The following is an 18,901-nucleotide window of genomic DNA, read 5'->3' on the forward strand; positions in this document are numbered from 1 at the left end:
GAGTAGGGAGGCCTCCTTGGCAGACGAGTTGGGCAGGTTCCGGGTACTCAACTCGAAGCCGGTCAACCTCGACGGGTTCAGCGTCCCCGACGCCGGACTGGGCCTCGTCGCGATGCGCAGCCCCCACGACCCTTCACCATCGCTGACGATACAGCGGGGTGACGGCGGGCCTCATGTGACAGAGCTCGACGGCAAAGGCGCCGACGAGTTCGACGTCATCGACGAGTTCATCGCGCGCTACGGCATCGACCTCGCGGTCGCCGAGGAGGCGATGTCGCTCGACGACGTGACCCTGGCCCGGATGGCAGTGGATGTGAACGTCCCGCGCGCGGAGGTGGTGCGCCTGATCGGCGGCACCACCCCCGCGAAGCTGGCACGCGTCATCGCGCTGATGTCACCGGTCGAGATGCAGATGGCGATGGCCAAGATGCGGGCGCGGCGCACCCCGAGCAACCAGGCACACGTGACCAACCAGCTCGACGATCCGCTGCTGATCGCCGCCGACGCGGCCTCGGCGGTGGCCTACGGTTTCCGCGAGGTGGAGACGACGGTGCCGGTGCTCGGCGACGCACCGTCCAATGCCGTTGCGCTGCTGATCGGTTCGCAGGTCGGCACCCCGGGTGCGATGGCGCAGTGCTCGATCGAGGAAGCGCTGGAGTTGCGCCTCGGACTTCGAGGACTCACGTCGTATGCGGAGACCATCTCGATCTACGGCACCGAGCAGGTGTTCGTCGACGGCGACGACACCCCGTTCAGCAAGGCGATCCTGACGTCGGCGTACGCGTCGCGCGGCTTGAAGATGCGCGTCACCAGCGGCGGTGGTGCCGAAGTGCTGATGGGTGCGGCCGAGAAGTGCTCGATCCTCTACCTCGAATCACGCTGCGTCTCACTGGCTCGCGCGCTCGGATCGCAAGGTGTGCAGAACGGGGGCATCGACGGGGTCGGGGTGGTGGCCTCGGTGCCAGAAGGCATGAAGGAACTGCTCGCCGAGAACCTGATGGTTATGATGCGCGACCTGGAATCGTGCGCGGGCAACGACAACCTGATCTCCGAGTCGGACATCCGCCGTAGCGCCCACACCCTGCCGGTCCTGCTGGCGGGCGCGGACTTCATCTTCTCCGGGTTCGGATCGATTCCCCGGTACGACAATGCGTTCGCGCTGTCGAACTTCAACTCCGACGACATGGACGATTTTCTGGTGCTGCAGCGGGACTGGGGCGCCGACGGGGGCCTGCGCACGGTGACGCCTGAGCATCTGGAGTCGGTGCGCCGCCGCGCGGCCAAGGCCGTTCAGGCCGTTTACCGCGATCTCGGCCTCGCCGACTACGACGACGCACGAGTCGACGAAGTGGTGGCCGCCAACGGTTCCCGCGACCTGCCCGCCGGTCATCCGAAGATGGTCGCCGAAGCCGCGGCATCGATCGAGGCCAGGCAACTGACGGTGTTCGACGTCATCGCAGCGCTGCACCGCACCGGCTACACCGACGAAGCCGAAGCCATCACCACGCTGACGCGCGAGCGACTCCGTGGTGACCAGCTGCAGACGTCGGCCATCTTCGACGACGAGTTCCGGGTGCTGTCCAAGCTGACCGACCCCAACGACTACACCGGGCCGGCAACGGGTTACGCGCTCAGCGGGCAGCGCCGCGCAGAGATCGATGCCATCCGCCAGGCGCGCAGCGGCGCCGAGCTGACCGCGGACCAGGACGAGCACCGCGGTCACGTCACGGTCACCGACGTCGAGCCGGCGAGGCAGGGTAGCGACCCGCGCGAGGTGTGCATCGGACTGTCGCCCGCCTGGGGTCGCAGCGTGTGGCTGAGCCTGTGCGGGCTGACGATCGGGGAGGTGCTGCGCCAGATCGAGGCAGGCCTGGAGGAGGAGGGCTGCATCGCCAGGACGGTGCGGGTGCGCTCCACCATCGACGTCGGGTTGATCGGCCTGACCGCCGCCCGACTGTCGGGCTCCGGTATCGGAATCGGGTTGCAGGGCAAGGGCACAGCACTCATCCACCGGCGTGACCTGGCCCCGCTGGCCAACCTGGAACTGTTCAGCGTGGCGCCACTGCTGACGGCCAAGATGTACCGGGAGCTCGGCAAGAACGCGGCCCGGCACGCCAAGGGCATGGCACCGGTGCCAATCTTCACCGGAGGCACCGACGAGTCCATCTCGGCGCGCTATCACGCCAGGGCCGTAGCACTCGTCGCACTGGAACGGCAGGCGTCCGAGCCGGGCAAACCACCCGTCACCGTCGCGGTGGTCAGGTCATGAGCGAAATATCGGTCGAGAACGCGGTCGACGGCAAGCTCGGGCTGGGCGATCTGCGAATGGACCCCGACGTGCTCGCGCATCAGGCCGCGGTCGCGAAAGACGGCGGAAACCCGCAGCTCGCCGAGAACTTCCTGCGCGCAGCCGAATTGGCGATGATCGACGACGAGCGGGTGATGGCTCTGTACGAGGCCCTTCGCCCCCACAGGTCGACGGCCGCCGAGCTCGAAGAGCTGCAGGCCTCGCTGCTCGCCACGGGTGCGCCCCGGTGCGCGGCCCTTGTCGAGCAGGCTGCGGTCGTCTACGCCCGTCGCGGTCTTCTGCGTTGATCCGCACGGTCGCCGGTATCGACATCGGTAACCACACCACCGAGATCGTGCTCGCCCGGATCGAGCGCGAGGCCGTCACCACCATCGCGTTCGACCAGGCGCCGACCCGGGGACGTAAGGGGAGCGCCGAGTCGCTGCAGGGCGCGGCGGTCCTCCTGCACCGCATCGAGGTCGACGCGGGGGTGGTCGCCGACGAACTTCTGCTGTCCGCGCTGCGGCCGGTCGACACCGCGACAGCGCCGATACCGCCCGCGTACTCGGCCTTCTCACCGGTGCGTAGCCTGCGCCGACCGGACGCCAGTACGCCGGCGGGCGCCGGACACGGCGTCGGCCACCATGTTCGGATGGCTGACCTGGGGGGTCAGCCGCTCGACGGGCCGGTGGTCATCTCCGTCGACGACACCACCGACTTCGAAGTGGCCGCCCGCGAGATCACGTCAGCGGTCGAACGCGGCTGGCAAGTGGTCGGTGTCGTCGTCGCACAGGACGACGCCGTCCTGATCCGCAACCGCATACCGGTGGACGTGCCCGTGGTCGACGAAGCGGACGTGGCGGATCTGGCGCCCGGCGCACTCGTGGCCGTCGAGGTGGTCGAGGAAGGGCGCGCCTACCGCGCGATGGCGGACCCGATCGCGCTGTCGGCGGCGCTGCGGCTGCCAACCGCCGAACTGCCCGAGGTGGCCGAATTCTGCAGAGAACTGGCTGATTCGGCTGCGATAGCGGTGACCCCGCGTACCGCACCTGCGCCGCCCCCGGCGACCGACGGCGACTGGGTGGAGATCAGAACCGATGACGCCACCGGGGATGCCGCGGTGAGGTATTCACCCTCCGAGGCACACGCGGTCTTGCGACGGTCGGCGCCGGGACAGGTCACAGCAGTGCGCCTGCAGGCGGTACCCACCGCGTGCGACGGGCTCGCGGTCCACGACGCGTTCTTCACCGACCTGGCGTCGATCGACAACGGCGCATGGCTGCGTCGCGGGGTCGCCGACGCGCGGGGCACGGTGGTGGCACTGCTGGCCGCCGAGGAAGCGGCCGACGCCGCGTCCGTGCTTTCCGATCTGACCGGCCGACCGGCGCAGACGCTCGCGACCGAGCCAGAGGCTGCAGCGTGGGGAGCGCGCACCACCCCGGGGCTTCCCGCAGACTCATTCGTGTGCGACATCGGAGGTGGCACAGTCGATCTCATCGGCTCTGCAGCGACGGTCGTCGCCGCGGGTGCGGGGGAGTCGATCACTGTCGCGGTCGCCCGGGTGCTGGGTATCCCACGCGCGTTGGCCGAGACGGTGAAACGCACTCCGGCCGTGCGTGTCGAGGGCCCGCACGTCGCCCACGAGGAGGACGGCCGCCGCGTTTTCCTGGACTCGTCTGCGCCCTCGGACGCCATCGGCCGACTGTGCACGCGGGGAAGCGCTGGTTTGGTGCCGTTCTCGAATCGGCTTGCCGCAGAGGAGTGGCGAAGCCTGCGGTTGGCCATCAAGCAGGAGACGGTGGCGGCCAACATCGCCCGTTGCCTCGGCGCGTTCGACGAGTCGCCCGCCGCGATGGTGCTGGCGGGCGGCGGTGCGCTCGACGACGAGCTGATGCGCACGGTCGGCGAGGCGCTTCGCGGTGTGCCGGTCGTGGTGGGGCGAGCCAACATCGACGGGGTGCACGGGCCGCGGTTCGCGGTGGCCCGCGGTCTGGTCGCTATGTACGCGCGCCGGTAGGAAGGCCTGCGATGGCATGCGCAACGTGGCCGCGCCAGTGGCCCGGGGTGATGCGGGTGACCGCCGAATCGCCCTGGAACGCACTGGAGATCACGTAGTCGGTGTCAGGTCGGCCATTACGCGAAGGCTGGCGGCGATCGTCTCGGCGTCGCTGGGCCGGTGGAAACCCTCGATGTAGCCGGCCCACCACTGCCCTTCGGTGCCGCGGAACATCGTGTCCCCGGTGAAGAGGTATTTGCCGTCGGCACCGGACACCAGGTAGCACACGCTGCCCGGCGAATGTCCCGGCGTGGGGACGATCTCGATGCCGTTGTAGTCGATGTGCCTGCCGCTGACCGGTACGTCGACGTGCGCGTGCCGGCGGATGTCGGGGATGTCGTCTTTGGGTGCGTGCAATGTCGAGCCGAAGCGGGCGGCGATGCTGTTGAGCATCGGGCCCGCTTCGTCGCGGTGCGACAGGTATTGGTCTCTGACGCCACCGAGTTCGGCGAGTTCGTCGAACTGTGCGTCGGTGGCGGGGGAGTAGAACAGCACATTTGCCGGGGTCCACAGGTAGGCGTGGGTGGTCAGGCCGGGAAACGGCGAATCGGTTGCGGTTTCCCAGAGATCGCTCAGTACTTGTTTCATGAACCCAGGCTGCAACCTCAACAATTGTTGAGGTCAAGCCTGGAGCCGCGAGCAGACACAAACTCGCATGGAATCTGCCAAATCCGTGCGAGTTTGCGTCTGCTCGCGGGGCGGCTTCAGCCCAGTTCGGCCAGCTGCTTCACCGTCGGAGCAATGCTGTCGATCCATGCTGCCGGCGAGCCGGTCGGCGGGAAGACGATCACCTCGTCGATGCCGAGCTTCGCGTAATCGCCCATGAGACGGACGAATTCGTCGCGGGTGTCGGGCGCCGGGCTGAGGTCGTTGACCATGATCGTCTTGCGGATGTCGTCGTAGTCCCGGCCGACGCTGTCGCAATGGTCGTGCAGCACCCGCAGTTTGTGGGCGACTTCGTCAGGGGAGGTCCCGAACAGATTGCACGCGTCGCCGTACTGGGCGACGAGCCGCAGCGTCTTGCGCTCGCCGCTTCCGCCGATGAGCACCTTGGGCTTGTTGATCGGCTGCGGATTGCACAGCGTCTCCTGCAGTTGGTAGTGCTTGCCTTCGAAGGGCCCGTTGTTGTCGGGGTCCCACATCTGGTTGCAGATCTGCAGCGCTTCCTCGAGACGTTCGAACCGCTCGGCCAGCGGCGGGTATGGAACGCCCAGGCCGACGTGCTCGCGCTCGAACCATGCCGCGCCGATGCCCAGCACCGCGCGTCCGCCCGACAGTACGTCCACGGTGGTCACCGTCTTGGCGAGCAGGCCGGGGTGTCGATAGGTCACGCCGGTGACGAGGAGGCCGAGGCTGATCCGCGAGGTATGTCCTGCCAGGTAGCCGAGCAGCGTGTAGCCCTCCAGCATGTTGGCCTCCGCAGGCAGGCCCGCCGGCTCGATCTGGAAGAAGTGGTCCATGAACCACAGAGAGTTCGCGCCTGCCGCCTCCGCGGCGGTGCCGACCCTCGCGAGTTCGGGACCGATCGCCGTGGTGCCGCCGTCGATGTCGAGAATGGGAATACTGAGTCCGAGGTCCATGCCAGCTACAAGCCGCTATCCGGAGCGGGCATTCCGCTTTGGCAGCAACTTAGCCTCGTTGTCCGGAACCGCCAAGGCCGGGAACGATGTCGTCGAGGCTGAACGTCAGCGGCTTGTCGAGCTGAGCGTAGGTGCATGTGCGCGGATCGCGGTCGGGTCGCCAGCGGTTGAATTGCGCTGTGTGCCGGAATCTTTGACCTTCCATATGGTCGTAGCGCACCTCGACGACGCGCTCTGGCCGCAACGGCACAAAAGACAGGTCCTTGCCTGCGTTCCACCGCGACCCGCCGCCGTAGCGGCGCACGACGTCAGGGTCGGCATGGGCAGCCCAGTTCCACGGGTGTTCGTCGAACGTCGTCACGAGGGGCTGCAGCTCGGTGAACAGAGATCGTCGCCGCGCCATCGGGAACGCGCCGATCACCCCGACCGACGCCAACGAGCCATCCCCGTCGTAGAGGCCGAGCAACAGGGATCCGACGGTGTCGTCGCCCGATTTGTGCAGCCGGTATCCGGCCACCACACAATCAGCGGTGCGCTGGTGCTTGATCTTGAACATCGTCCGCTTGTCCGGCAGATAGAGGCCGTCGAGCGGTTTGGCGATCACACCGTCGAGCCCCGCCCCCTCGAACTCGTCGAACCAGCGCTGCGCCGTCGCGACATCCGTGGTCGCCGGCGTGACGTGGCACGTGGGCCCGACGCCTGCGAGTGCCTCGACAAGCGCGGCCCGCCGCTCCGAAAACGGGCGCAGCGTGTAGTCGGTATCCCCGAGGGCCAGCAGGTCGAAGGCGATGAACGCCGCGGGCGTCTGCTCGGCCAGCATCCGCACCCGCGACGCGGCCGGGTGCAGGCGCAGCTGCAGTGACTCGAAATCCAGCCCGTGGGCGGTCGCGATGACGATCTCGCCGTCGACAACGCAGCGCGGCGGTAACTCGGCGCGGGCCGCCTCGACAAGTTCCGGGAAATACCGCGTCATGGGCCGCTCGTTGCGGCTGCCCAATTCGACGTCGTCTCCGTCGCGGAACAGGATCGACCGGAAGCCGTCCCACTTCGGCTCGTAGGACGCTCCATCAGGAATATCAGGGACCGACTTGGACAGCATCGGCGAAACCGGGGGCATCACGGGCAACTTCATCGGGCGGGGTCCAGTCGGCGGTGCAGGCGCCACAGCCGGATCATTTGATGAATTGTGCCAGTGCTGAAGCCATTTGAGCTGGCCGGTCCTCCTGGACATAGTGCCCCGCGCCGGCGATGGCGATTTCTGTGACGTTGCGTGCCACCCGCCGGAGACCATCGGTGCTGAGGCCGACTTCGTCGGGTCCGGACACTGCCATGGTCGGCATGTCGAGAAGCCCACCGGCGCCTGCACGGTTGCGGGAAGCGTCCTGCGGAATCGCCCGATACTGGCCCAACGCTGCGGTGAGTCGGCCCGGACGCGCGTAGGACCGCGCATACACATCGATCACCCCCGACCGATGCATGACCTCACTGGTCACGAAGCCACCGAAGTACTCCCGCTCACGGCCACCGATCATCGTCTCCGGAGCCTCCGGCTGCTGGAAAAAGGTGAGATGTGGAAGGTGGCCGGGGCTGTTGACGTCCAGGAGTGCCTCCAGGCCGAAGCCGGGAATCGCCGCGCCTGAGAGCACCAGGTGGCTGACCTCGTCCCGGTACTGGCGCGCATACGAGTACGCCACCCAACCGCCGGTATCGTGGCCCACCATCGCGACCCGACCCAATCCTTCGGCCCGAACGACATCATGGATCGATCGTGCCATGCTGTCGGCGTCGTACCGCGTTGCGAGAGAGGAACATCCGACGCCAGGCAGGTCGGCCGCAATGACCCGGTACGACTTCCTCAACTCCGCCATCACTTCCCGCCAGGTGTACCAGATTTCGGGAAATCCGTGCAGCAACACCACCGCGGGACCCTGGCCGCCGACCACGAAGTGCACGGTGGAGTCGCCGACGTCAACCTCGCGGCTGGTGAACCCCTCTGGAAGCGAGCCACACTCGTCGACTGCAGTGTCATCGGGCGGGGATGAACAACTCGCGGACACGAGCACCGCGAGCAGGAGTGCAGACAGCGTTCTACGCCGTCGTCTGCGCATCCCCGGCCTTCGGCTGTTGACCGCGGCGCCGGTCGATGACGAACGCGACGCTGTAGGCGGCGGCACCGGCGATGAAGAAACCCGCAGTGAGCCAGAGCCATCGCGTCAGGAATGGCTCCTGCGTCTGCCCGGTCGCCGCCAGATAGGCAGGGCCGCCCTGCTCGATGATCCCCGGAAGGAAGAGGAGGAACGTCAGGGCGGCCGCCATCGCAGGCAGTCGAACGTAGTTGAGCACCGGCACCCGCGATGTGTCCCGTCGCCGGAGCCCTCGCTCCATCAGCCGGCCGACGAGGGCATAGAGGGGAAAGGCCAGCAGGTCGTGGGCGATGATCGCGACCACGAACCACACCGCGATCGACTGCCACCAGGAGGCGGGGTTCCACAGCGATGCGGGTTTCATCGTCGCCACCACGGCGATGACCACCGCGAATCCAGCCGTCATCAGTAACAGATGGAAGGGGTGCGACCCGTAGACCTTGGCGAACCCGGCAGGGGCGGAGCTCATGTCGCGGCCTCGAATTCGATGGAAGCGACCCACTTCGTGTTGTGCACTCCGGGCAGCGCCGGAACGATGATGCGAGCGGGGAATCCGTGGTCGAGCGACAGATCGGCGCCGTTGACCCGAAGCGCCAGCAGGGCATCGGGATTGGTGACCTGATTCGCCTGCAACGTCGCTCGGCTGAACGCGCCGCCGCGCTCCAGTGAGGAGACCCGGGCCAGCCGCGGCGTCGGCACCCCGGCCGTGCGGGCCAGATCACGCAGTCGCACACCCGTCCACGTCTCGGTCGTCGACCAACCCTCCACACAGGCAATGGGCAGCTCTGCGGTGTGCTGCGGCATCGCCGCGAGCATCGCGCGGTCGAGCACAACAGGCGCTGGACCTCCGCCCAGGGTCACCCGCCACTGCTCGCCCGTGGACGCCGGATCGATGCCGGCCGCTGTGGCGGTTCTGTTGATGGGGAAGTCGTTCGGGCCCGACCCGCTGTCGCGGCCGCGCGGCAGCAGCAGCGCGAACTGCCGGGTGAATCCGCCCAGCGTCTGACCCGCGGTCAGGATGGCCACCAGCATTGCGCCGCCACCGACGACGGCCAATGCGCCGCGGCGACTGATGGTCGCCGGTGCAGGGTCGACGGCCACCAACCCGTCGATGTCGGTCGGCTCCACCTCCGTGTCAGCTCTGTTCGTCCGCAACACCGTGCGGAACGACATCGTCTTGAGGGACGCGGCCATGCGGGGGATCTTGAGCGAGATGTGGACGACGAAACCCACGATGAACACCCAGGCACCCCAGTAGTGGGCGGTGTAGAAACTGAACCCGAAGATGTAGTCGTACTGGATGTTGAGGACTCCGGTGACGATCTCGAACAGGATTCCGCCGACGAGCATCAGCAAGGAGATGCGTTCGAGCACCTGAGCGAACGACCGGGCCGGCGGCCACGCGAACAGCCGGGGAATCACCGACCACAGTTTTGCCAGCACCACAGGGACGAGGATGAGACCAAGCCCGACGTGCAGGCCCTGGGTGAGCCGGTACAGCCAGGACGGATTGGACGGCCAGTCGAAGGTGGGCAACTTGAACCAGCCGACATCTGCGGGGATGGCCTGCCCGAACTGCGGTCCGTAGGCGATATAGGACAGCAGACCCGTCAGGGTCACGACGGGCAGCGTCACGAGCAGAACGAGCCCGAGCACGGACGTGAGCCAAGGTCCTCGCAGTGGACTTCGCCACCTCAGGTTCTTGGCCCCCGGCGGCGGGTGAGCCTCAAGCCAGCGCCACAGTCGAGCCGGAAAGCCGTACTCGCCCTCGCGAGGATCCTCGGTACCCGGCGTGCGAGGCCGCTTCCCGGCGGTCTGTCGGTCGCTACCAGGGTCGGTCACCGCACTGGGTCCTTCGTTCGGGTGGCACTCACAAGATTAGACGCGTCCCAAGCTCGCCAGGGCGCGGTCGCCGATCACCTGGACGTCCTTGAGTCGCAGCCCCGCGCGCTCGGCCAGCTCGTCGGCACAGTCGATGCCGACAGTGGACCAATGAAACCACGGCCCGGATTCGGTGTCGGTTTCGAGCCGCACCAGCACGGGTGTCTCACCTGAGTGCTGGACGTCGAACTCCGCGACACAGTGTCCGCCGTCTGCGAGCAAATCGCGCGATCGACGCAGGATCCGCTCCGGATCGCCTTCCAGCCCGACGTTGCCGTCGATCAACAAGACCGTTTGCCAGGAGCCGATGGCCGGAAGGGGGCCGAACACATCGGCGCACATCGCTGGTGCACCGAGGGTGTGCGCCAGCCGGACTGCTTCCGGCGACCGATCGATTCCGAGGGCAGGTATCCCCGCCTTGCGCAGCCGGGCGATGAGCCGGCCCGGTCCGCAGCCCAGTTCGACGGTCGACCCGTCACACATCGCGATGACCGCGTCGTCGAAGGGCTGGTCTTCACTGCAGTGGCCGAGCCAGCGCTGTACAGGTAGTTCGGTTCTGCCGCCGGATCGGTATCGGATGAAACATCGTTCGCCTGCCAACGCGCGCTCGTACAACTGGCCGAACATGGCATCCTCTCACTGTGTAAGACCACAGGACCGCGCTTCGCGTCGGCAGCGTTGCCGAAAACCGGCCAATTTGTCGCGTTCTTACCCGCCACTCATTCGGGCAAACATATCGGCGGGGCGTGGCAGCACCCGCGTCGCAGTAATGTCACCGATGGACACGGCCGCGATGACATTGTCGATGCACCTGGGTCTACGTGACTATGGGAGACATGGACCTGCCCGTGAAGCCGCCGCTGGAACCGATGCTGGCGAAAGCGCAGACCACGGTCCCCGACGACGCGGGGGTGTGGTCCTATGAGCCCAAATGGGACGGCTTCCGGGCGCTCGTGTTCCGCGACGGCGATGACGTCGTCCTGCTGTCGCGCAGCGGCAAGGACCTGGCCCGCTACTTTCCCGAGGTGCTCGACTCCGTGCGCGACGAACTCGCGCCGCGGTGCGTCCTCGACGGCGAGATCGTCGTCCCCCGCGAGATCGGTGGACGTACCCGGCTCGACTGGGAATCGCTGAGCCAGCGCATTCATCCCGCCGAGTCCCGGGTGCGGAAGCTGTCGACGGAGACGCCTGCGCACTTCATCGGATTCGACGCGCTCGCCCTCGGGGACACCTCGCTGATGAAGGAGTCGTTCCGCACGCGCCGCGAGGCGCTGACCGAGGCTGTCAACGAAAAGCAGTGGTGTCACGTCACGCGGACCACCGAAGATCCTGAACTCGGCACGCAGTGGCTGGAGGAGTTCGAGGGCGCAGGCCTCGACGGTGTGATCGCCAAGCGTCTCGACGGTCCGTACCTGCCGGGCAAGCGGGAGATGGTCAAGGTGAAGCACCACCGCGACGCGGACTGCGTGGCCATCGGCTACCGCATCCACAAGAGCGGCGAAGGGATCGGGTCGATCCTGCTCGGGCTGCACACCGACGACGGCGAACTCCAGATGGTCGGCGGCGCAGCGTCGTTCACGGCGAAAGCACGGCTGTCATTGCTTGCCGATCTCGAGCCACTGCGCATCGGCGACGACGTCCGCGACGGTGAACCCAGCCGGTGGAATTCCGCTGCCGACAAGCGCTGGATTCCCATCCGGCCGGAGAAGGTCTGCGAGGTGGCCTACGACCAGATGGAAGGCAACCACGAAAACGGTCGGCGCTTCCGGCACGCGGTGAAATTCCTGCGCTGGAGGCCAGACCGCGATCCGGAGAGCTGTCGGTTCGATCAGCTCGACGTGCCGCTCAACTTTGACCTCTACGACGTCCTGGAGAAGTCCTGATGGCAAGTCCTGGAACCGAACTCGACGTCGATGGGGTCAAGGTCCGGTTGACCAACCCCGACAAGCCCTACTTTCCGAAGCTCGGCAAGAACGGCACCAAAGGAACGCTCGTCGACTACTACCTGTCGGTGGCCGATCACATGGTCGCGCTGCTGCGCAACCGCCCCGTCCATCTGCAGCGGTTCCCCGACGGTATCGACGGCGAGGAGATCTATCAGAAGCGGGTTCCGCAGAAGCGTCCCGACTATCTCGAAACCTGCACTGTCACATTCCCTTCCGGTCGCACCGCGGATGCTCTGAAGATCACGCACCCGTCGGCGATTGCGTGGGCGGCGCAGATGGGCGCCGTCACCTTGCACCCGTGGCAGGTGCGCTGCCCGGACACCGAGCACCCCGACGAACTGCGCATCGACCTCGACCCGCAGCCGGGCACCGGTTTCAAGGAGGCGGCCGCCGTAGCCGTCGATGTGCTGAAGCCCTTGCTCGACGAGCTCGGTCTCGTCGGCTACCCGAAGACCTCCGGAGGTCGCGGCGTCCACGTGTTCCTGCGCATCAAACCCGACTGGGACTTCATCGCGGTGCGCCGCGCAGGCATCGCGCTGGCCCGCGAGATCGAGCGGCGTGCCCCCGACGCGGTGACGACCTCGTGGTGGAAGGAAGAGCGGGGCAAGCGGCTCTTCATCGACTACAACCAGAACGCGCGGGATCGCACGTTCGCGTCCGCGTACTCGGCGCGCAAGACCCCGATCGCCACCGTGTCGACGCCGCTGACGTGGGACGAGTTGCGCGACGCCGAACCCGACGACTACACCATCCTGACGGTGCCGGACTTCGTGGCGGGCCGCCCGGATCCGTGGGCGGACATCGACAGCAACGCCCAGTCGATCGAAAAGCTGCTCGACATGGTCAAAGTCGACGAGGAGGAGCGTGGCGAGGGGGATATGCCCTACCCGCACGATTTCTCTGGGAAATGGCTATGTGCGGGCGTGTCGAGGAGGTACAGGTGCGGATCCGGCTTACGGTGTCGGAGTGCTCTCCGCTGCCGCACCAGCAAAGCAATGGACGGTGCTGACGACCGCGGGTCGCGAGGCATGGCCGGTCGGGTACTCGGCCGTACTTGATGGTTGTGACCCACCCACCGATCCGGGCAATGCGCGAGTGGTGGTGAAAGGGACTCCCATCCTCCTATCGTCGAACGGTGAACTCGACGAATGGTTAGTCCTTTACTGCACCTCTTGCCCGGATTTCATCTCGCTCGATGTGTCGTCTCGTCGAGCCTATGCACTCGAGATCGCGATGTGGTGCGGTTTTCTTGGGAAGCTGCCAGAACCGCTCACCTGGTTGGAGGCGACTGAAGAAGATTTCATCGACTACAAGATTCGTCGAACCGACAACTTCAGGTTTGAAGACACCGTTGCTAGCTCGACGTGGAACAAGGCCGTCTTTGCGCTAAGGGGTTTGTACGACTGGGCGATCAGACGCCAGATTCCGATTACTGGACACGGTCCCGCAGTGGAAGTGAATCCAGTGCCCTGTGGACGCGGGGCTTTGCGAGTTCCAGGAGCCAGGCCTGACGCAGCCTTCGTGCGGCAGCAGCGAGACCGGTGGGTCGTGCCGGGAACATACCGTCTATGGCGCGATGTGGGTCTGCAAGGTCGGGCGGTCGAGCGGGCGGGCGCTGGGCACTGGCGCGCTGTTGGCTGGAACGATTCGTGTCGCGTTCGTAATTCTATGCGTAACAGCGCCTTTACTGACTTTCTCTATTCCACCGGTTTGCGCGTACAAGAGGCCGGCTCTTTACTGTTGGCGGAGCTGCCGATTGAAAGTGTGCTGGAAGCAAAGCTGCCGGCGGCCATTGCCAAATATCGAAAGTCCAGAGTCTGGTACTCCGCACCGGCGGTGACTCGAACTATTCTGAGCTACGTCAAGATAACGCGAGCAGCTGCCGTGCGTCGTGCAATCCGCGAGGGACGCTACGACTCAGTCGACGACATCATCTGGATAACTGAAGTCCGCCGGACCCGAAGAGGCGCGCTGGAAGCGATCCGAGACGATGGCACCACGATGTCCTTGAACACAATGGAACCGGAGATGCGCCGACGCTTGTTCTGGGTCCGTGACGGACGGCCCGAACCAATGGCTTTATGGCTCAGTGAAAGCGGGACCCCATTCCACCCAGAATCTTGGATCGGAGTGTTTGAAGACGCGAACGACCGGCTGTTCGCAGAGATCGAATGCGCTGGTGGCACAGCGAGTGATCAGCTGACTGTCACCCCGCACTCATTAAGATTCAGCTTTGCGCTCGCATTGGCAGTTCGATTGCACCAACGGCTGGATCGTATACACGGGTGGGACGCCAATGTTCCCTACGGAGATGGAACGCGGTATGACGAAGTTTTCCGGACCATCAAAGACATTCTGGGCCACAAATCGGTCGATACTACACGCGAGACATACATGCCTCGCGTGCAGCGGTTGAGATTTGACGAACTATTCGGATCTCCGTATGGACGAATGGCCACGACAGGGGATCTAGTCGCCGAACTGGCAAAGGACCTCGTCGAAGTCCGCGATCTGACCGGGCGGAACGCTTGACGCGGGACAATCGGCATGCCGCGGCCGAAAAAGCTTCACGCCGACGCGAGGACCCATGGATAGTTTTCGCGTCATTACCGGGATCGTACTTTCCTACCGTCGTAGATCTCAGCCAGTGGCCGTGCGATGGAATGCTTAAGGAGCAACTGGCAGATGCCATCGAAGCACTCACCGGTGTAACGGGAAGCTGGAGAACCGCTCGAACAGCCCGCGGGTCCGCCTATATGACCAAGTACTTCGCGAAGTGGTGTAGCGAGAATGAGGTTAAAGAGCTCGTCGCGTTGACGCCGGACCGCTGGAATAGCTACCTACTGTCCGTAGCAAATAGCGGAATGAGCAATACCAGCCAGCGTCGGCAGTTAGGCGCTGTTCGGCAAGTACTGCGGCAGTATCTCAATCGTCTTCACCCAGACTTGCCTAAGCACCTAAACAGACGTTTGCCGACTAAAGACGGCGCCGAGAGTCAACCCTTTTCGATCGACGAGTACGATGCAATCATCAAGGCAGCGACGGCTGCCGTCACTGCCGAGTATCAGCGGATTCATCCAAATGTGGCGCTGCTAGAGCGCCGGGCACACGGGCGCCTCACCGGCAGACAGCTGGCTCTTGTAAACGCTCTTCACGAGATCGCAACTACAGGCGAACCGCAGTCAGAAGAATCCTTTGCCGCATTGGATATGCAAGGTTTGCACGGCACCCACTCGGGCCCTAGCGGTGCAAGGCCAAGGTTATTCGTCAGCCGTGAAGGGGCTGTCGCCATAGCTGTGCTGATCGCTTGCCTAGAAGGAGCCAACTTCACGACCATCAATGAACGCAAAGTGCCGACCGCGGCTCCGGGACTCGGTGTGGCGGAGGATATCTGGACTGTTGAGGATGAAAAGCGACGACGACACGGCCACGCTTACGACGCTCACGCTATCCCAAAGAACGCCCGCCGCTCTATGTCGCGCATCATTGAGATGACGCAACCAGGTCGCGATTACTTGCTGGCCAATAACCTTCCCGGGGCCGATCGACTAATTGTCTACTGGCCGGCGATGGGACGACGGGATCTGATCGCGACGCCCTCAGTTGGTGTGGCCTTCTCCGACGTTCACCGAAAGCACCGGCTAAGTTGGTGGCCCAGCGAGAACATCCCCATCTCGTTCAATCGCATCCGCAAAACGGTTCGGGTTCTCATTGACCGCTCGCCACAGGGACATTCGCGTACCACATGGTCGACGTTGTACGTCGGAGCGTCAGTAGCCGAACGCGAGCGACTTATGACTGAGGCGGTAGAAACAGGCCTATGGTCAGTCATTACTAACGCCGAGTCGTACCTCAGGATGAGGTACGAACGGACCACATCGAGTGCTGATTCAGACACAGTTATCGCTGGTTGTCGCGACTGGGAGCGCCACCCACTGACAGGGCAACCGTGCGGCGACGACTTCTTGCTGTGCCTCCAGTGCACAAACGCCTTCGCCACACCCCGACACCTGCCCCGACTCATCGAGTTGCGCCATCAACTGGAGGCTATCGCCTCGACTGATGGGCCTGACTGGACTGACTTTCGTGCAACGGCCTACGGATGTCTGGTGGCCCTCTTAGACGATCGTTCGCTGATAACACCCGATGAGTACCACGCGGCCAATTGTGCAGTCACAGAGGAAGATAGAGCCGAAGTCCGTCTCCTGCTCAATGGGAGGTACACATGAGTGACGAGGCCCCAACTGCTGTTGCCCAAACTCAGATTGATACCGACGAGGTGCATTGGCCGACAATCGAATCTGGCCCGGTTGTAGTGCATCCGTTGCGGCTGAAGTGTCCCACGGCGGCGATGAGTATGTTCGACGACGACAAATGGTCGCTGCGGCCGATGGACGTTCCTCGCGGAATCGTGCAGAACTTGCACTGGACGCCTGGTCACAGGGAGCAGCGCTATCAGATCCCGCAGAGCCTGCGAGATACGTTCAAGCGAATCATCTGGTTGTCCATCAACCGACCTGCACCATTGTCCTACCAAGCAGGAACTAACAGTTGCGCATGGCTGTCGGCGGCGTCGATCCAAGACCGCTTTGGGTCTTTGCGCCGTTTCGCGCACTTTCTCGGAGAACATGGCATATCCCAACTTCGAGAGATCGACGTAGATCTTCTGGACTCGTACATGAATTCGCCCTCCGTTGGAGGCATAGTTAGCGGCAGAGGATTGGAAGACCAGGAACTGGGACCAGTCGCCGCGATCGCGCACCTAGCTGATCTGCTGCCGGCGACCGATCGAATGGTCGAGCCTTCATGGTCCGACGGGACTCGTGGCTCGCGTTCCCGCTCGCAGGGGTCAGATAACAGCAAGGCCATCATCCATCCAGACACATTCGCCCCACTGCTTTGGTGGTCTCAACAGATAGTCGGCTGTGCCCCCGATATCGCAGCAGCCGTGAAGTGGCTTAATCAGATGCAGAGCCGCCCCTGGCCGCCAGAGTGCTCGAGCGCTGGTCTGGATGCGGTCGGTCAGATCGTTACGGCTCGTGACGGAGTGTTGCCTGCGGGGAAGGACTCTCGGGTAGCTGCCCAGTATCTCGCCACCCTGCAGAACGCCAAGGTGCACGAGATGGATTTCAGACACTGGCGCAGGCTACGAAATGGTTCCTTCGCAACTGATTCCACTCTGCCTCAACCGATTCCGGTGCCAGTAGGATGCACAATTGAGGGCCGTCCGTGGCTCTCGCACATGGACTTCCGGGATGTGCGAGAGGGTAAGCTGCAGCGGGTACTCCAGGCGGCCGCAGTGGTGCTTGTCTGCGCATGCACGGGTATGCGTGGTGAGGAATGCAGAAGGTTAGAACGTGGGGCACTGCGCACTGTGCCGCGGCCTGACGGTGCGACGTCATACCGCGTGGTTGGGCGAATCTTCAAAGGCGTCCGTGACGCCGAGGACCAACAACTCCGCGACGGCAAGCCATGGGTTTGGGCCACGATCAAGCCTGGAGCGGAAGCGATTCTGGCACTTGAACTCCTTGCGGAGGCTTCTGGTTCCGCTGGGCTGATCGCTCACCCCGAGGTAGTCGGACGCAGGCGTTCGAAAGCAAGTGGGGCACTACCCGGCACGCGAGAGGTGACGGCGCAGAATGTAGTGCTGTGGATCCTGGAACTTATCGAGTTCGCGAACGGATTGGTCGGCGAGCACGAGCTCGGATGCGCCCACAAGATTGATGTGGACCCTGCTGGGAACGTTACTCTGGACCGCTTCCGTCGAAGTATTGCGTGGCACATCGTCAATCAACCGGAGGGCCTCCTTGCGGCGGGCGTCCAGTTCGGCCATATGAAATCGACGACCACTGACGGGTACGGCTCGACAATCAGCTCAGGGATGGCCGCGACTATGGATCACGAGCGGACAAGGGCGCTATACAGCACCCTTCAAGACCACGCGAATGCTGCGAGAACTGGGTTGAGTGTCTCCGGCCCGGCCGCTAAGCGATTGGGCAATGCGTTGAATCGATTCGAAGCCAATCGTTTTCCCGGTACCTATGCGGATCTGACAAAGAAGGAGGAGCGCAGGCTGCGGAGTGATCCGGACTTGGCGGTCCGCGATAATCCTGGCCACACCTGCCTGTGTGTCGCTGACCCGATGAAACCGGAAACGATGGCGTGCGCACGTGAGGACGATGAGCCCAATCGGAACGACTGCAGAACGTACTGTGGAGGGCGGGTCTACACGGACGCCACGATCGCCGAAGATAGGAAGGAGGCGGCCCGGCTGCGAAGAAGTTTAGAATCCGCAAATCCAATCATGGCTGCCCGAATCAATAAGCGAATAAAGCACATTGAGCAGCACGTTGCAGAGCATGAGGCAGTGGCGAAACCTTTGCTTCAGATCATGGCGCAGGAGCGGGACAAGGTCGACCCGACATCCACGGCGCGGTTATCTGAGATAGCGAGGCGTACAGACGAATCGGACTCTTCGGCTGAGAAGGATGTCTGATGTCTGAAGCGGACATTCCCATAGCCAATAGAAACTGGCCACCGACTGACAGTGAGATTGCAGCCGAGCGCAACCCCACTCGTAAGGCCGTAATGATTGCGATGCGTGGCCTGTTGACCGGTGATCCCGCCCCAAAGGCAATCAATCGGGGCAAGCGCAGCGTTGTCGCTCTCGCTAATGAAGCAGGTGTCGGGCGTACCCGCCTAGTTCGAGGTGCACTCAGCGACTTAGGCGATTGGATGGACCGGGCGGTTGCGAAGCAGGATGAAATAGTCACGCCGCAGGAGGCGGAATGGAACAAGAAGCTCCAGACGTTGCGTGAGCGTGCCCTCGACGCTGAGCGCAAGTACGCAGAAGCGCGCGACAAGCGGAGGGATCTGGAAGCCGTGGTCCAGGCATTAGCCGAGCAACTCCAGATGAGCATCCGCGACCGGGCGAGGCTGCAGGGAAAACTGGACAGGATGGCTCGAAGGACAACCAATCCGGCGCCACTCCATGGTGCTCAGTGAGT

15 protein-coding genes and 1 pseudogene are annotated in these 18,901 nt (G+C 64.3%); 9 read left to right on the plus strand and 7 right to left on the minus strand.

Features of this window, described 5'->3' with window-relative positions; all coding sequences use genetic code 11:
- The first annotated feature begins 16 nt into the window (after positions 1–16).
- From ACAG24_RS02395 to ACAG24_RS02405, 3 genes are read left to right on the plus strand one after another with little or no spacing between them, the layout of a single operon-like run.
- Positions 17–2,269, plus strand: coding sequence for a propanediol/glycerol family dehydratase large subunit (locus ACAG24_RS02395; protein ID WP_370471096.1), 2,253 nt, complete (start codon positions 17–19; stop codon positions 2,267–2,269).
- A complete protein-coding gene (locus ACAG24_RS02400; RefSeq protein WP_370471097.1) occupies positions 2,266–2,595 on the plus strand; it encodes a diol dehydratase small subunit in 330 nt (109 codons plus the stop codon). Before ACAG24_RS02395 ends, ACAG24_RS02400 begins: the two co-directional genes overlap by 4 nt.
- A complete protein-coding gene (locus tag ACAG24_RS02405; protein ID WP_370471098.1) occupies positions 2,592–4,304 on the plus strand; it encodes a diol dehydratase reactivase ATPase-like domain-containing protein in 1,713 nt (570 codons plus the stop codon). Before ACAG24_RS02400 ends, ACAG24_RS02405 begins: the two co-directional genes overlap by 4 nt.
- Here ACAG24_RS02405 and ACAG24_RS02410 read toward each other — a convergent pair.
- From ACAG24_RS02410 to ACAG24_RS02440, 7 genes and pseudogenes are all read right to left on the minus strand, one after another.
- Positions 4,285–4,931: pseudogene (locus ACAG24_RS02410) on the minus strand (MBL fold metallo-hydrolase). The gene ACAG24_RS02405 and the pseudogene ACAG24_RS02410 sit on opposite strands and share 20 nt — an antisense overlap.
- A gap of 116 nt (positions 4,932–5,047) precedes the next feature.
- A complete protein-coding gene (locus tag ACAG24_RS02415; RefSeq protein WP_370471099.1) occupies positions 5,048–5,923 on the minus strand; it encodes an LLM class F420-dependent oxidoreductase in 876 nt (291 codons plus the stop codon).
- 49 nt (positions 5,924–5,972) lie between these two features.
- Positions 5,973–7,055: an ATP-dependent DNA ligase gene (locus ACAG24_RS02420; protein ID WP_370471100.1), complete on the minus strand. Its 1,083-nt coding sequence runs from the start codon at positions 7,053–7,055 to the stop codon at positions 5,973–5,975.
- Between the two features lie 40 nt (positions 7,056–7,095).
- Complete coding sequence (locus tag ACAG24_RS02425) at positions 7,096–7,866, minus strand: alpha/beta fold hydrolase (RefSeq protein ID WP_370471101.1); 771 nt, start codon at positions 7,864–7,866, stop codon at positions 7,096–7,098.
- A 145-nt stretch (positions 7,867–8,011) separates the two neighbouring features.
- Positions 8,012–8,536, minus strand: a complete 525-nt coding sequence (locus tag ACAG24_RS02430) for a hypothetical protein (protein ID WP_370471102.1) — start codon at positions 8,534–8,536, stop codon at positions 8,012–8,014.
- Entirely contained in the window at positions 8,533–9,810 is a 1,278-nt protein-coding gene (locus ACAG24_RS02435) for a molybdopterin-dependent oxidoreductase (RefSeq protein ID WP_370471757.1), read from the minus strand. Before ACAG24_RS02435 ends, ACAG24_RS02430 begins: the two co-directional genes overlap by 4 nt.
- Positions 9,811–9,945: 135 nt before the next feature.
- Positions 9,946–10,575 carry a methyltransferase domain-containing protein gene (locus tag ACAG24_RS02440; protein ID WP_370471103.1) on the minus strand — a complete coding sequence of 210 codons (630 nt, stop codon included), beginning with the start codon at positions 10,573–10,575 and terminating at the stop codon, positions 9,946–9,948.
- A gap of 200 nt (positions 10,576–10,775) precedes the next feature.
- Here ACAG24_RS02440 and ACAG24_RS02445 point away from each other — a divergent pair, with 200 nt between their 5' ends.
- The 6 genes from ACAG24_RS02445 (at position 10,776) to ACAG24_RS02470 (ending at position 18,899) form a co-directional block, all read left to right on the plus strand.
- Positions 10,776–11,831, plus strand: a complete 1,056-nt coding sequence (locus ACAG24_RS02445; RefSeq protein ID WP_370471758.1) for an ATP-dependent DNA ligase — start codon at positions 10,776–10,778, stop codon at positions 11,829–11,831.
- Positions 11,831–12,952: a non-homologous end-joining DNA ligase gene (ligD, locus tag ACAG24_RS02450; protein WP_370471104.1), complete on the plus strand. Its 1,122-nt coding sequence runs from the start codon at positions 11,831–11,833 to the stop codon at positions 12,950–12,952. The genes ACAG24_RS02445 and ligD overlap by 1 nt, the downstream gene beginning before the upstream one ends.
- Positions 12,861–14,426: a site-specific integrase gene (locus ACAG24_RS02455; RefSeq protein ID WP_370471105.1), complete on the plus strand. Its 1,566-nt coding sequence runs from the start codon at positions 12,861–12,863 to the stop codon at positions 14,424–14,426. The genes ligD and ACAG24_RS02455 overlap by 92 nt, the downstream gene beginning before the upstream one ends.
- 224 nt (positions 14,427–14,650) lie before the next feature.
- Positions 14,651–16,123, plus strand: coding sequence for a site-specific integrase (locus tag ACAG24_RS02460; RefSeq protein WP_370471106.1), 1,473 nt, complete (start codon positions 14,651–14,653; stop codon positions 16,121–16,123).
- A complete protein-coding gene (locus ACAG24_RS02465; protein ID WP_370471107.1) occupies positions 16,120–18,390 on the plus strand; it encodes a hypothetical protein in 2,271 nt (756 codons plus the stop codon). The genes ACAG24_RS02460 and ACAG24_RS02465 overlap by 4 nt, the downstream gene beginning before the upstream one ends.
- A complete protein-coding gene (locus ACAG24_RS02470; protein WP_370471108.1) occupies positions 18,390–18,899 on the plus strand; it encodes a hypothetical protein in 510 nt (169 codons plus the stop codon). Before ACAG24_RS02465 ends, ACAG24_RS02470 begins: the two co-directional genes overlap by 1 nt.
- The last annotated feature ends 2 nt before the right edge of the window (positions 18,900–18,901 follow it).

Source organism: Mycobacterium bulgaricum (assembly GCF_041287165.2).
GTDB classification, from domain to species: Bacteria; Actinomycetota; Actinomycetes; order Mycobacteriales; family Mycobacteriaceae; genus Mycobacterium; species Mycobacterium bulgaricum.